Consider the following 13,802-nt stretch of genomic DNA (forward strand, 5'->3'; position numbering starts at 1 on the left):
ATGGAAAGCAAATTACTGGAGTACTACAACCGCGAACTGGCCTGGCTGCGCGAAATGGGGCAGGAGTTCGCCGGACGTTACCCGAAAGTGGCGGGGCGTCTTGGCATGCGCGGAATGGATGTTGCCGATCCCTACGTTGAACGGTTGATGGAAGGTTTTGCTTTTCTGACCTCCCGCGTGCAACTGAAAATGGATGCCGAGTTTCCACGCTTCTCTCAGCGTTTGCTGGAAATGGTGGCCCCAAATTACCTGGCCCCCACACCTTCAATGGCGATTGCGGAACTGCAGCCGGACAGCGCAAAAGGGGATTTGAGTAAAGGGTTTGTGGTGCCGCGCGGCACCATGATGGACAGCCAGGTGATGAAAAAGAACGGCGTCACCTGCAGCTACACCACCGCCCACGATGTAACGTTACTGCCGCTGACCATTTCGCAGGTAGAGCTTGGCGGCGTACCCGCCGATCTACCGCTGGCACAGGTAGGAATGAGCCAGCGTGGCGCACAGAGTGCACTGCGTATCCGCGTCAGTTGCGATGGCCCAGTGAACCTCAGCCATCTTGATTTTGACCGCCTGGAACTGTTCCTTAGCGGGCCAGATATGCAGGCGCTGAAGTTGCTGGAACTGTTGATGGGTCACCAGGTTGGGATCCTGTGTCAGGCGAACGGGCAAAAAACGCCTCCGCTGGTGCTGGCGGACGATGCGCTGCGCCAGGAAGGGTTCAGCCCGGATCAGGCGTTGTTGCCGGATGATTTACGCAACTTTGATGGTTACCGTCTGTTGCAGGAGTACTTTGCTTTCCCGTCGCGTTTTCTCTTTATCAGCCTGCAAGGGCTACGCCCGATGCTGGCGCAAAGCGGCGAAGCCAGTGCTTTCGATATTGTCATTTTACTCGACAAAGCGGATGGCCAACTGGAGCGGGTGGTCGATAAAAACCACCTGGCGTTGCACTGCACGCCAGTGGTTAACCTGTTCCCGAAGGTGGCAGAACGGCAGAAACTCAGCGACAACCAGCATGAATATCACCTTGTGGTGGATAACATCCGCCCGTTGGATTACGAAATCTATGCGGTGAACAAAATTCACGCCAGCGTGGATGGTCAGCGTGACGAACAAACCTTTCGCCCGTTCTGGAGCAGCTGGAGCCAGGATAATGGCAACTATGGTGCCTATTTTTCTCTGCGCCGAGAGCAGCGTTCGCTGTCTGAACGGGCGCAGCGCTACGGTACCCGCACTGGCTACATTGGTTCAGAAGTCTTTGCCTCGCTGGTGGATGAACAGCATGCGCCGTGGCGCGACGACCTACGCTACATCACGGCTGAAGTGCTGTGTACCAGCCGCGATCTGCCGCTGATGCTGCAACAGGACATCGGCCATTTTGTGATGCCGGATTCGCTGCCAGTCAAATCGCTGCAGTTGCGTAAAGGTCCGACGCCGCCACGCCCGGCGCTGGCAGAAGGGCTGAGCACCTGGCGGCTGATCAGCCAGTTGCAAATGAACTATCTCAGCCTGATGGATGGTGAAGAGGGCGCGGGTGCTGCGGCTTTACGTCAGTTACTGGGGTTATATACCCGGCTGGCAGAAGCACCTGTCGCGCGGCAGATTGAAGGTGTGCGGCACTGTGTACTGGAGCCGGTACACCGCCGCGTTCCGGAACCGGGGCCGATTGTCTTTGCTCGCGGCATTGGTATTACGCTGACGGTCGATGAACAGGCGTTTTCCGGTTTTAGCCCGTATCTGTTTGGCAGCGTGCTGGAGCGGGTGTTCGCCCGGCTGGTCGGCATGAACAGCTTTACCGAATTTACGCTAAAAAGTCAGCAGCGCGGTGAAGTTGGCTACTGGCCGCCGCGTATGGGCAAAAGGGCGCTGATATGACAGAAACCGTCACCCATTTACCGGCCATCAGCCGGGCGAATGCGCTGCCGGAGGCGTTCTGGCAAAACGTGATGGCGACACCGTGGCGTTACGACCTGTTCACGTTGCTACGCCGGGTCGACGCACAGGGTGGCGAGCGTTATCCGCTCGGGCGCGCGCCGTTACCCCGTTTCGAATCTCTGCGCATTGGTCAGAAACCGTCGCTCGGTTTTGCACCGTCAACGCTGGCGGGTGTCAGCAAACGCCAGGATTCACCGCTGTATGACGTCTCAATCCTCAGTTTTGGTCTGTTTGGCCCGAATGGCCCGCTACCGATCCACCTGACCGAATATGCCAGCGAACGGATCGATCACCACCAGGATAACAGTCTGAGCGCGTTTGCCGACGTGTTTCATCACCGCCTGTCGTTGCTGTTTTATCGCGCCTGGGCCGATGCGCAGCCAACGGTGTCGCTCGACAGGCAGGACAATAAACGCTTTGAGCAGTACATTGCCTCGCTGGTGGGCATGGGGCAGCCCGGGCAGCTGGAAAAAGGCAGCCTCAGCGCCCATGCGCGCTTTGCGGTTGCCGGGCACCTGACCCGAAACGGGCGGGATCCGGAAGGGCTGGAGAAGATCCTGCGCAGCTACTTTAATGTGCCGGTACGTATTGTGGAAAACGTGCCGCAGTGGATGCCGCTCAGCGAACGCGAACGCGCCCGCCTGCAGGGGGGACGCCACGCGCCGCGGCTTGGCCAGTCGGCTTTTCTTGGTGAAGCGGTGCGCGATGTCTGTCATAAATTTCGCATTGAAATTGGCCCGTTGCCGGCAGAAACCTACAGCCGTTTTATGCCAGGGGAAAAGTATGTCACAGCCTTGCGCGACTGGGTTCGCCAGTATCTTGGCATTGAATACCAGTGGGCAGTAAAAGTGATTTTGCGCAGCGAAGATGTCGCGGGCGCAGCGCTGGGCGGCTCAGGTCGCCTGGGGTACAGCGCGTGGCTCGGTACGCAACCGCAGCCGCAAGCGCGTGGAGATTTGGTTTTCAGCCCGGAGGGGTAACCTTCGTCATCTGACTTATGCACAGCTTTCAGCGTGTTGTATTGCCACCCACCCGGCGGCAGCGCGAAGAGCGGCGTGCAAACTAACTATGAATAATGGATGAACTCATGTCAGAAATCAGCCGCGCCGTCCTGTTCGGCAAACTTGATACGTTGTTATTTACCTCGCTGGAAAGCGCCACCGCATTTTGCAAACTGCGTGGCAACCCGTATGTCGAACTGGTGCACTGGCTGCACCAACTGATGCAGCAGTCCGATGGCGACCTGCAACAGGTGATCCGTCACTTTTCACTCGACGAGCAGGCGTTAACCCGCGACATCGTCACCGCACTCGATAAACTGCCGCGTGGCGCCAGTTCCGTGTCTGATTTGTCGGAACATATTGATACCGCCGTAGAACGCGCCTGGGTATACGGCTCGCTGAAATATGGCGTTAACCGCATTCGCGGTGGCCATTTACTGGTCGGGATCCTGAAAACGTACAGTCTGGCAAATGTGCTCAAAGGCATTTCGTCGCAGTTTGAACGCGTTAGCGCCGATGCGCTGCTTGACCATTTCGACGCGATTTTTGCTGACAGCAAAGAGGCGCAGCAGTCCGTTGCCACTCTGGATGCCAACCCAGGTGCCGCACCGCAACAGCAGGGGACGCTGGCCCAGTACGGACAGGATCTCACCGCCCGCGCCCGCGACGGGAAAATTGATCCGGTGGTTGGACGTGACGAAGAGATCCGCCAGATGGTCGATATCCTGATGCGTCGTCGCCAGAACAACCCGTTACTGACCGGTGAGGCGGGGGTGGGTAAAACAGCGGTGGTGGAAGGCCTGGCGCTGCGCATTGCCGCAGGCGATGTGCCAGAGCCACTGGAAAATGTTCAACTTTGGCTGCTGGATATTGGCATGCTGCAGGCAGGCGCGGGCATGAAAGGCGAATTTGAAGCACGCCTGCAAGCCCTCATCAATGAAGTGCAGTCCAGCCCGACGCCGATAATTCTGTTTATCGATGAAATTCACACGCTGATCGGCGCGGGCGGCCAGCAGGGAACGGGTGATGCCGCTAACCTGTTGAAACCGGCGCTGGCGCGTGGTCAACTGCGCACCATTGGTGCCACCACCTGGGCGGAATATAAAAAATACATTGAGAAAGATCCGGCGCTGACCCGCCGCTTCCAGACGGTGCAGGTCATGGAGCCGGATGAAGAAAAAGCGGTATTGATGCTGCGTAGCACGGTGTCGGCGCTTGAAAAACACCATCGCGTACTGTTGCTGGACGAAGCTGTCGTTGCTGCTGTGAAACTGTCGCACCGTTATATTCCGGCGCGCCAGTTACCGGACAAAGCCGTGGCACTGCTGGATACTGCCTGTGCGCGTGTGGCGGTCAGCCAGAGTTCGCCACCGCCGCAGCTGGAAGATTGCCTGCACCGTATTGCCGGGCTCGAGGTTGAGATTGAAATCGCCAACCGCGAGGCGAAAATGGCGGCAGGCGACAGCGAGCGCGTCGTGAAGCTGCAGGCGGAACTCACCGCTGTGGGTGTACAGCGTGACGAACTGACTCAACGCTGGGAACAGGAACAGGCGCTGGTGGATGCGATTATCGATCTGCGTGCGCAACTGCACAACGCACCGGAAGAGGCGCTGGCGGGCCTGCGTGAAACGCTGTCACAACAGCAGAGCGCCCTGCGCGCATTGCAGGGCGATGCGCCGTTGCTGTTTACCTCGGTAGATGCCAATGTGGTGGCGGCCGTGGTTTCGGACTGGACGGGCATCCCGCTTGGGCGAATGGTGAAAAACGAGATCGACGCGGTGCTGAAACTGGCCGATACGCTGAACGAACGCGTGATCGGTCAGCGCCATGGCCTGGAGCTGATTGCCAAACGCGTACGTACCTCGCGCGCCCGTCTTGACGATCCGAACAAACCGGTCGGCGTGTTTATGCTGTGCGGCCCATCCGGTGTAGGTAAAACCGAAACCGCGCTGGCGCTGGCGGAGTCGCTCTACGGCGGCGAGCAGAACGTCATCACGATTAACATGAGCGAGTTCCAGGAAGCGCATACCGTGTCGACGCTCAAAGGTGCGCCTCCGGGATACGTAGGTTACGGCGAAGGTGGGGTGTTAACCGAAGCCGTCCGCCGCCGTCCGTACAGCGTGGTGCTGCTCGATGAAATCGAAAAAGCGCACCCGGATGTGCATGAGATTTTCTTCCAGGTCTTTGATAAAGGCTGGATGGAAGATGGTGAAGGCCGCCATATTGATTTCCGCAATACCATTATTATTCTGACGTCAAATGTGGGAACTGAACTTATCACCGCAATGTGCGCCGATCCGGAACTGATGCCAGAGCCCGATGCGTTGCGCGATGCGCTGCGCCCGCCGTTGTTGCAGGTGTTCCCGCCTGCGCTGCTCGGTCGTCTGCTGGTGGTGCCGTACTATCCGCTGAGCGATGAGATGCTGGCGTTGATTGTGCGCCTGCAACTGAAACGTATTCAGCGGCGGCTGCAAGATAACCACGGTATTGTGTCGGAGATTGATGACAGCGTGGTTGAACAGATTGTTCAGCGCTGTACCGAAGTTGAATCGGGCGGCCGTATGGTGGACGCCATCCTTACTAACACTCTGCTGCCGCTGATGAGTCAGCTATTACTCGACGCCAGCGCCCGCGACGAGCAATATAAGCGTTTGCGTGTCACGTTCGAGCAGGGTGAGTTTCACTGTCAGTTTGCGGCGTAAAGCCATTATCAAGAGAGTTTTCCACTATGACGGATCACGATAACAACCGGAGTGTACCGAACGCGCTGCCACCGGGATATCGCTTCAACGAATTTGAAATTAAAGAAGTGATTGGTGGCGGTGGTTTTGGCATCGTCTATCGCGCCTGGGATCACCAGCTTGAGCGAACCATTGCGATTAAAGAGTTTATGCCGTCTTCGCTGGCAGTCCGTAACGATGACATGACGCTGGTGTTACGCAGTGAACGCTTCAGCAAAGCGTTTACCGCCGGGTTAAACAGCTTTATTCAGGAAGCGCGTCTGCTGGCACGTTTTAACCACCCGAATCTGCTGCATGTGCTGCGTTTTTGGGTGCAGAACGACACCGCCTATATGGGCACCGTGTTCTACAGCGGGACGACGTTGTCGCGTTTGCGTGAAAAGAATCCCACGCTGATTAATGAAACCTGGATCCGCCGCATGCTGCCAATGCTGCTTGGGGCAATCAAAACCATCCATGACGAAGGATATCTGCACCGCGATATCTCGCTGGATAATATCCAGATTCAGGACAACGGCTTGCCTGTGCTGCTGGACTTTGGCTCCGCGCGCCGCAGCATTGGCTCGATTTCCGACGAAACGGAAACCATGCTGCGCCCAGGCTATGCGCCTATCGAGCAGTACACCGATGACAACGAAAGCGAGCAGGGCGCATGGACCGACATTTACGCTCTGGGCGCGGTGCTGCATACGCTGATCATTGGCTCACCGCCGCCGGTCAGTGTTGTGCGCAGCATTCAGGATACCTATGTGCCGCTGACCCAGCGTAATTTACCGGGGTATTCGCCGTCATTGTTGCAGGCTGTAGATCGTGCGCTGGCTTTAAAAATGGAAGATCGCCCGCAAACGATTGATGAGTTTGCCGCATTGATTGAGATGCCGGTCGCCGGGCTCGACGATGTGCTGAATGTGAAACAGCCTGGCACCATGTTGGTTCCGGTAGAAGAGACGGAAGAAAAACCAGCGGTACAAGGCTGGCAGCGTTATAAAGTGCCAGGCCTGGTGGCTGCCGGGGTACTGGTTGGGTTAATTGCGGGTGGCGCACTGTTTAGCAGTGGCAAATCAGATGACAACAACCCGGCGCAAACGGCCAGCACCGGTCAGGAGCAGTCGCCTGTACGCCAGCCGGAGCAGCAGCCCCCTCAGGATAACACCGCCAGCAACACATCGGCCTCTACGCCGCCTGCGCAAGCACAGACCCCAGCCCAGGCCACAACGCCGGTTGCCTCGCAGGAAGCGATCGCCCAGGTGTTTGTGCGCATGAATGATGGCGAGAAGATGACGTTGAATGGTGAATCGCAGTCGATCTCACCTGCCACGAATGGTTTTGCCTCGCTTAAGCTGCAACCGGGTCATTATGAACTGGTGTTGCAGGGCAACGGGCAGACCCGCATTCAGAACTTCTCTATCGCCAAAGCGGGTACCTGGCTTATCAACCCACAACCGAAGTAGTTATTGTCCCCCGGGCATTATCCTGCCCGGTCACCGTAAAGGGGAACGTCGTTCCCCTCTGCGCGCCATCCCGACATTGCTGCAATGCGCAATGGCTTCTTATGCCAATAATAACGATTGCACAGACCGACATATTTAAAAGACAGCGCTATGAATTTATTAACACACAGCAATAATGGTGGCAGTGAATTTACGTTCGTCGTGTCTCGCGCCAGTGCTCACGCCGATGATAAAGTTCACACCATTGCGGCCAGAAAAACCCGCGAACTGGAAATGACATTAACCGATTTTCATCTCGAGTCTTCGCAAATGCTGGAAGTTGATGGCTATCCGGCAGTCGAACTTTTTTATCAGTACAAAAATGATAATCACGTGATATTCCAGCGTCAGACGTTAATTTTGGTAGAAGATCCAGCAACCGGAAAAAAGATGGTGAGTTATGTAGGCACCTGTCCGGGGGAATTCAGCGATTATCATCAGAGGCAATATCAAGAAATTATTCAGAGCATCAAATTCCACCGGGCGAAATAAAGTGTGGGCATGGGTGAAATATTAAATTGATGCTGAACCAGGCTAAATGGAATAAATATCATGCAGAACAGAATAACCGTAAAATTGCCGGTAGACGGCTTACTATTCTGGAAACTGACCGGGCGCGAGGCGCTGTCAGAGTCGTTCGCGCTGTCGCTGACGGTATTAGGCACCGATGCACGCGTCGACCGCAGCAAATTGCTGGGGCAATCCGTCACGGTGGCGATCCCGACGCAAAACATCGGCGGAACACGCTATATCAACGGCAAAGTCACACGTGTTGCGGTCAGCGCCGTCGAACTTTCGGGCACCCGTTATGCGGTGTATCAACTTACGGTAGAACCGGATTTGTGGCCGATGAAACGTGACCGCAACCTGCGTATCTTCCAGGGTCAGACTGTACCGCAGATTGTGAAAACGCTGCTGGGCGAATATCAGGTGAACCTGGAAGACAAGCTGGCGGGCAGTTACCGTGTGTGGGATTACTGCGTGCAGTATCAGGAATCCAGTTTCGATTTTATCAGCCGTTTGATGGAGCTGGAGGGGATCACTTACCACTTCCGTCACGAAGAAGATCGTCACGTAATGGTGCTAACGGACGCGGCAACAGAACTCAAACCGTTTAGCGGTTATGAAAGCATTCCGTACCATCAGACTCCATCCGGAGGCAGCACCAGCGAAGAGGGGATAAGCCAGTGGGCGCTGGAAGACAGCGTAACGCCGGGGATCTACAGCCTCGACGATTATGACTTTCGCAAGCCCAATGCATGGATGTTCCAGGCGCGGCAAAATCCTGCCTCACCGCAGCCGGGCAGCATTGATGTGTACGACTGGCCGGGGCGTTTTGTTGAACACGGCCACGGTGAATCTTATGCCCGCATTCGTCAGGAGCGCTGGCAGGTTGAGCACCAGCAGATTCAGGGAACAGCGACCGCCATTGGCGTGGCGCCGGGCAGCACGTTTGCGCTGTATAACGCACCGTTTTTCAGTGACAACGGCGAATACCTGACCACTGAAGCCAATTACTTCTTCGAGGAAAACCGCTACGCCAGCGGTAGCGACAGTGAAACGGAACACCGCATTGATTTTACGGTGATACCCGCATCGGTGGTGTATCGCCCGGCAGCGGTGACGGCATGGCCAAAAACGTACGGCCCGCAAACAGCGAAGGTGGTGGGGCCGGAAGGCGAAAGCATCTGGACCGATCGCTATGGCCGCATTAAGGTCAAATTCCACTGGGACAGGTTGGCGAAAGGTGACGATACCAGCTCATGCTGGGTACGCGTCTCAAGTGCCTGGGCCGGTCAGGGGTTTGGCGGCGTGCAGATCCCGCGCGTCGGCGATGAAGTGGTGATCGATTTTATCAACGGCGATCCGGACCGCCCGATGGTCACCGGCCGGGTGTATAACGAGTCCAGCATGCCGCCATGGTCACTGCCAGATGATGCCACGCGCATGGGCTTTATGACCCGCAGCAAGGATGGCAGCAAAGATAACGCCAGCTATTTATTCTTTGAAGACAGATTGGGTAGTGAAGCTGTTGAATTGCATTCCGAGAAGGATATGAAAGTCTCGGTGGAGAATGATAAAACCGTTAACGTCGATGGCAATCGCACTACGAAAATTCTGAAAGAACAAAGGGATGATGTTACTGGAGACGGCACGTTTTATTATCGAGCCAAACGCACCACAACGGTCGATCAGGCGGAAACCACGATCTTCAATAATGGCCAGACTGAAACCATCAAGAATGGAAGAACGCTGAATATTACCAGCGGTGGAGATGCTGTCAGCGTTAAAGGTGGTCGTGTCACCGAAATTGAAGGGACGGAATTGCACCATGTTACTGAGCTGATAACCGAAAAATATGACAGTGGTCAGATGACGACGATCGCATCCGGCGGACGAGCAGAAACAATTAATGGTGGTGTCACTATTGATGTAAATAGTGGTGACTGGACACAGAATGTCAAATCTGGCGAAATCACAATAAAATCACCAAAGAAAATTAAATTGATCAGCTCTGAAGCAATAACGCTGGAAGCGCCAGCTGCTAAGTTTGAACCGAAATTCCACAGCTCATCTGTAACCGCATTTAATGAAAGCGCGACGGGTGTGAGCTGTGCATTCACGGGATTATCTCTGGCGTTTGCGACAACCTCTGTCTCCTTCAATCCCGCGTCATTTAATATAACCGGTGTGAAGATGAGTAATAACCCTATTACCATCCTCTACGATAACGGTTTTAAAGCCCGAGTGGCCGGGGTGAAATGGGACAATACGAAAATGACTATTCAAGCTGCTATTGCATTTATGTTCATATGAAAAGGTTAAAAATGAATATATCGTACTTTACAACGTACCCTTTGCTTTTTATTTCCGCGATCGCCCTGATTTTCTTTATTTATGGCATTATTAAAGCCAGCACTAACGGGGTCAGGATCGATCCAGAGGATGCAATCGATACGCAAGGGGAAATAATCAGCATAAGAAGTACAAGCGGCGAAAATTCCGCATTTATCAATGTCGTCATCCAGGTAAAATTCACTACGCGTGATAATAAAACCATAACCAGTGAAGGTACATCTGTTATCGATGTTGTAAAAATCCCGGAATATCAGAAAGGCGCTATCGTTCCCCTGGTGTATTCAAAATCCGATCCAAAAAAGATCAAGTTCAAAATAAAGTCCCCTCTGGAACGACGATAGATTTAATATGCGATGGCTGCAGGGGTGTGACTAAGGTTTCTTTTTTTCTTAGGCGCGGGAAGATTAAACACACTTCCGCGCTGTGTTTACCCCTACTTTCTGCTTAAAGAAATTATGTTTTCTAACCATGGTGCAAAGTTAATTCAGTGGGTGTTGAATACGATTCCGAAAAAATAGGTATGGTGTGTTGCTTTTTGATTTATTGTTAACATTGTTTTTCGCAAACATTTTATAAATGATTTCTCTTGTGATAATATTAAATTGAGTTGATATTTGCCAAAAAGGGATGATATGACAACTATTGTGGCGATTCTACTTTTTGGGGGCTTCTTTATTTATACGGTAAGCCTGTTTTATAAGGATGCAAAGATCAACCGAAATGGCACCGTGCTTAATGCAAAAGTTGAAAATATGCGGGCCATCAGCGCTAATGAGAGTGGAAGTACAAATATTGTTTACACATTATCTGTGGAGTTTTCTGATGGGCCACGACAGGTAAATGGGTCAGGAATTATCCCGACTTTTTACGCCAGCCAGTTAGAACCTGGCAAGGAAATCAGAATAAAATATCTGGATGATAAAAACATATCATTCATCTTTCGTGAGTAAAAATTTTTTAACCTGAACATGATTTCTACGGAAGAGAGTTCAGTGAATTTTCCAGGTTGTCATTAATTGCATTACATTAGTAAACCTGTTACATACCCAGCGATTAGGGGTTTATTTCAATTAACACTTCATAATGCGTGGTTGTTGTGGAAATAATTCACGATGCAATGCCGTTTTTTGGCTTTTTCTTTTTTATTTTCTTTTTTATTATCAGCGTAAGAGGTATCAAGGATAAAGGAGAAACTTTTACCTTGCTCAAAAACTGGGCTGCAATATCACATCCGCAAAAAAAAGGTGAAATGGCAATCGGCACGTTGCTCAACTGGAAGCAAACGTCCACCATGAATAATTTTGATTACTATTTTATTTTCACCTTTGAAGCAGAGATTGAAGGTAAGAAGAAAACCTATGATGCTGCTGCAGTTGTGAAAGTCGCAGACATCAGTAAATTAAAACAAGGCCTGCCTGTGACGTTTAAATACACCGGTAACCCGCCGGACAAGTTAGCGGTGCTCGATGTCGTATATAACCCACAATAAAATGAATACAGACCTGCCTCTTGATTTCAGTAACCAACGTTGACTGGTTACTGGCGGGTAAAGTCGAATTATGATTTCTGAGAAGATAAACTTGAAGAGCTACTGATATGCAATATCTCAAGTATTTGAACTACCTGTTGCCGGTGTTTGTCGCTTACATTTTCCTGTCAATCGCGCTGCGCAATTACAAAAATGGACGTATTGAAAAACAAATACGCAGTAACCCGGTATATGTGAATGCGACGATTACAGAGATTGTTCCCGATACACCATCTAAGCTTGGCGTTGTGAGCATCACACTGGATTATGAATTTAATGCGGAAAATGGGATGAAGTATCAAAATAAGCATGCGCGCACGGTGGTTAAAACCATGGACTTATATAACTATAAGGTCGGTACAACGGTGCCTGTCGTCTATCTGAAAACGGATCCCGCCCTTAACATACTCAATGTACAGAATGAGATGCTAAAATAATGCACTTGCATTTAGTAGGGATGGTTTGATGCAGAAGAACGTCATCAGGCCAGGTTATTCTCTTCGTTGGGCATTATTTATCTGCAATTATTGAATCGTACTCCAGCTCAGAATATAAACGACAGTGATCTAAGGCAAAGGCATGTCAAACTCAACAATGTGGTCCATCGTGATTACGGCATTCGTTGTGGGATGGATGATTTATAGCATATTCAAAGCAGGGGCCGATGATGATAAATTCAGAGCAAAGGGAACCAAGGCAGAAGCTAAAATAATTAACAAAAAGAATATTGGCGTCTCGGGTACGGGTAATATGAAATTTAAGATGGAACTTGAGTTTCAAACAGAAAATGGCGTAATCAGAACGCATGCGCGACGTTTTTTCACTCCGGAAGAGTTAATTAAAATAATGCGAAGAAACACAGTTCTTCTGTATTATTTACCTGAGGATCCCCAAAAAGTCTATTTAGTGCCAGGCGATATGGAATAAATTCTACGGTGCAGTTAAAGACTAACACAAAATCAGTCTGTCTGAATTCAATAAAAAGCCGCGCCTTGCCAGGGGTGAGTGACGGTTCGAAGGGTATTTAACGTGGCAATCGGTGAAAGTATTGGGGCAATCGTCAGCATTGCCGTTCCCTGTGCACTGATCTACTGGGTTTACCACACCGGTAAAGTGTATGACGATTTTAAAGCGAATGGGATTAAAACCGTTGCGGTTATTACCCACATTAAGCAACTTTCCAGTTCCGGGAGCGGCTCGCCAAAATGCGTTTTTACACTGGGCTTCACCACGCAGGATGGGGTTGAAATCACGACAATGCTGACCCAGGTGGTGGAAGTCGTAGCGTTAATGCGACTGGAGCGTGAGCGTAAAGTCGCCCTCTATTATAAAAAAACGGCTCCGCAAAAAGTCTGGCTGATTGTTAATGATGATACGCAGCAAGATTAACACCTGCGAGGAAGGGTAATGGCGCTTGAGGATTACTCGGCATATTTTATGTACGGTGGGATGGTTGTCACCGTGGCAGCAACGGCTATTTTCTGGTGGTTGGAAAAAAGAGAGGATAGTGAGGTCGCCGGTATCAAACACTGTCTGACCAGTGCTGCATGGCCTGGCGAAGTGTTTGATTCGTATATTGCGTCATGGCAGCAGACCAACGCGCGTTATGGCAATGCGTTTTTTTACGATATCTCTTTCTGCCTCGACGGGGAGGGAAAAATGTTTACGGCTAAAGCATTGGTTAACCCCGGCGAGATGCATTTGCTTAAAAAAGGTCTGGGGATCAGGGTCAAGAAAGGGAGCAAAAACCGTATTGCCGTGATAGCAATTATGTTCGCAGATGCGTAAGCCGTATCGCCTGTCGTGTCTGCAGAGATTTTATTTTTTATCGTTCAGGAATAACTGAAATGGAAACAGTGATGCTGAGCATCAGCATTTTCTTCAGTACTTTCATTTTGTTAGGGTTTATCACGCTTATCGTCGTGATACTGCGTAAAGATGCCAAAAAAGAGAAAGTTAAAAACGAGATCCGCGAGCACGGGATTTTGACGCTGGCTACCATCAAACGCGCCTTTAGTCGCTCGGGTGGCAACTCAGGGTATATCAATGCCACGCTGGAACTGGTTTTTGAAACTGAAAAAGGCGAAAAAATCGCCTGTAAAGCGGATACGGTGATTGATGCGATCGCGATGCAGAAATATCAGGCGGGTGAGCAGATCCCATTGCGCTATTTACCAGCCGATCCGCATAAAAATATGCTTGATGTCCCCAGTACGTTTGACTTAATGAAGCGGCACTGATGGCGACGATT

At 51.7% G+C, this 13,802-nt stretch carries 14 protein-coding genes; all 14 read left to right on the forward strand.

What is annotated here, in order from left to right:
* The 14 genes from tssF (at position 1) to RTX30_RS09820 (ending at position 13,791) form a co-directional block, all read left to right on the forward strand.
* On the forward strand, positions 1-1,872 hold the full coding sequence (gene tssF / locus RTX30_RS09755) for a type VI secretion system baseplate subunit TssF (RefSeq protein ID WP_312689275.1): 1,872 nt from the start codon (positions 1-3) through the stop codon (positions 1,870-1,872).
* A complete protein-coding gene (gene tssG, locus RTX30_RS09760) occupies positions 1,869-2,912 on the forward strand; it encodes a type VI secretion system baseplate subunit TssG (protein WP_312689277.1) in 1,044 nt (347 codons plus the stop codon). Before tssF ends, tssG begins: the two co-directional genes overlap by 4 nt.
* 107 nt (positions 2,913-3,019) lie before the next feature.
* The gene (tssH, locus tag RTX30_RS09765; protein ID WP_312689279.1) at positions 3,020-5,635 is read left to right on the forward strand and encodes a type VI secretion system ATPase TssH; all 2,616 of its coding nucleotides are present in this window, start codon (positions 3,020-3,022) and stop codon (positions 5,633-5,635) included.
* A gap of 26 nt (positions 5,636-5,661) precedes the next feature.
* Positions 5,662-7,125, forward strand: coding sequence for a protein kinase domain-containing protein (locus tag RTX30_RS09770; RefSeq protein WP_312689281.1), 1,464 nt, complete (start codon positions 5,662-5,664; stop codon positions 7,123-7,125).
* A gap of 150 nt (positions 7,126-7,275) precedes the next feature.
* Positions 7,276-7,656 carry a DcrB-related protein gene (locus tag RTX30_RS09775; RefSeq protein WP_312689283.1) on the forward strand — a complete coding sequence of 127 codons (381 nt, stop codon included), beginning with the start codon at positions 7,276-7,278 and terminating at the stop codon, positions 7,654-7,656.
* A 60-nt stretch (positions 7,657-7,716) separates the two neighbouring features.
* Complete coding sequence (locus RTX30_RS09780; protein WP_312689284.1) at positions 7,717-9,981, forward strand: type VI secretion system tip protein TssI/VgrG; 2,265 nt, start codon at positions 7,717-7,719, stop codon at positions 9,979-9,981.
* Between the two features lie 11 nt (positions 9,982-9,992).
* The gene (locus RTX30_RS09785; protein ID WP_312689286.1) at positions 9,993-10,364 is read left to right on the forward strand and encodes a DUF3592 domain-containing protein; all 372 of its coding nucleotides are present in this window, start codon (positions 9,993-9,995) and stop codon (positions 10,362-10,364) included.
* Positions 10,365-10,655: 291 nt separating this feature from the next.
* Complete coding sequence (locus RTX30_RS09790; protein ID WP_312689288.1) at positions 10,656-10,973, forward strand: hypothetical protein; 318 nt, start codon at positions 10,656-10,658, stop codon at positions 10,971-10,973.
* A gap of 146 nt (positions 10,974-11,119) precedes the next feature.
* On the forward strand, positions 11,120-11,512 hold the full coding sequence (locus RTX30_RS09795) for a hypothetical protein (protein ID WP_312689289.1): 393 nt from the start codon (positions 11,120-11,122) through the stop codon (positions 11,510-11,512).
* Positions 11,513-11,619: 107 nt separating this feature from the next.
* The gene (locus RTX30_RS09800) at positions 11,620-11,988 is read left to right on the forward strand and encodes a hypothetical protein (protein WP_312689291.1); all 369 of its coding nucleotides are present in this window, start codon (positions 11,620-11,622) and stop codon (positions 11,986-11,988) included.
* Between the two features lie 142 nt (positions 11,989-12,130).
* Positions 12,131-12,478 (forward strand): hypothetical protein, encoded by a 348-nt coding sequence (locus RTX30_RS09805; protein WP_312689293.1) that lies wholly within the window; start codon positions 12,131-12,133, stop codon positions 12,476-12,478.
* A gap of 102 nt (positions 12,479-12,580) precedes the next feature.
* Entirely contained in the window at positions 12,581-12,940 is a 360-nt protein-coding gene (locus RTX30_RS09810; RefSeq protein WP_312689294.1) for a hypothetical protein, read from the forward strand.
* Between the two features lie 18 nt (positions 12,941-12,958).
* The gene (locus RTX30_RS09815) at positions 12,959-13,339 is read left to right on the forward strand and encodes a hypothetical protein (RefSeq protein ID WP_312689295.1); all 381 of its coding nucleotides are present in this window, start codon (positions 12,959-12,961) and stop codon (positions 13,337-13,339) included.
* 59 nt (positions 13,340-13,398) lie between these two features.
* Positions 13,399-13,791: a DUF3592 domain-containing protein gene (locus RTX30_RS09820; RefSeq protein WP_312689296.1), complete on the forward strand. Its 393-nt coding sequence runs from the start codon at positions 13,399-13,401 to the stop codon at positions 13,789-13,791.
* The last annotated feature ends 11 nt before the right edge of the window (positions 13,792-13,802 follow it).

The sequence above is a fragment of the Kosakonia sp. genome, assembly GCF_032052965.1.
GTDB lineage: Bacteria > Pseudomonadota > Gammaproteobacteria > Enterobacterales > Enterobacteriaceae > Kosakonia.

Excerpts from the sequence above, each read along its gene's own strand:
- RTX30_RS09800 (WP_312689291.1), top strand. The coding sequence starts at position 11,620 with ATGCAATATCTCAAGTATTTGAACTACCTGTTGCCGGTGTTTGTCGCT.
- tssG (WP_312689277.1), top strand. The coding sequence starts at position 1,869 with ATGACAGAAACCGTCACCCATTTACCGGCCATCAGCCGGGCGAATGCG.
- RTX30_RS09805 (WP_312689293.1), top strand. The coding sequence starts at position 12,131 with ATGTCAAACTCAACAATGTGGTCCATCGTGATTACGGCATTCGTTGTG.
- tssH (WP_312689279.1), top strand. The coding sequence starts at position 3,020 with ATGTCAGAAATCAGCCGCGCCGTCCTGTTCGGCAAACTTGATACGTTG.
- tssF (WP_312689275.1), top strand. The coding sequence starts at position 1 with ATGGAAAGCAAATTACTGGAGTACTACAACCGCGAACTGGCCTGGCTG.
- RTX30_RS09790 (WP_312689288.1), top strand. The coding sequence starts at position 10,656 with ATGACAACTATTGTGGCGATTCTACTTTTTGGGGGCTTCTTTATTTAT.
- RTX30_RS09815 (WP_312689295.1), top strand. The coding sequence starts at position 12,959 with ATGGCGCTTGAGGATTACTCGGCATATTTTATGTACGGTGGGATGGTT.
- RTX30_RS09785 (WP_312689286.1), top strand. The coding sequence starts at position 9,993 with ATGAATATATCGTACTTTACAACGTACCCTTTGCTTTTTATTTCCGCG.
- RTX30_RS09775 (WP_312689283.1), top strand. The coding sequence starts at position 7,276 with ATGAATTTATTAACACACAGCAATAATGGTGGCAGTGAATTTACGTTC.
- RTX30_RS09770 (WP_312689281.1), top strand. The coding sequence starts at position 5,662 with ATGACGGATCACGATAACAACCGGAGTGTACCGAACGCGCTGCCACCG.
- RTX30_RS09820 (WP_312689296.1), top strand. The coding sequence starts at position 13,399 with ATGGAAACAGTGATGCTGAGCATCAGCATTTTCTTCAGTACTTTCATT.
- RTX30_RS09780 (WP_312689284.1), top strand. The coding sequence starts at position 7,717 with ATGCAGAACAGAATAACCGTAAAATTGCCGGTAGACGGCTTACTATTC.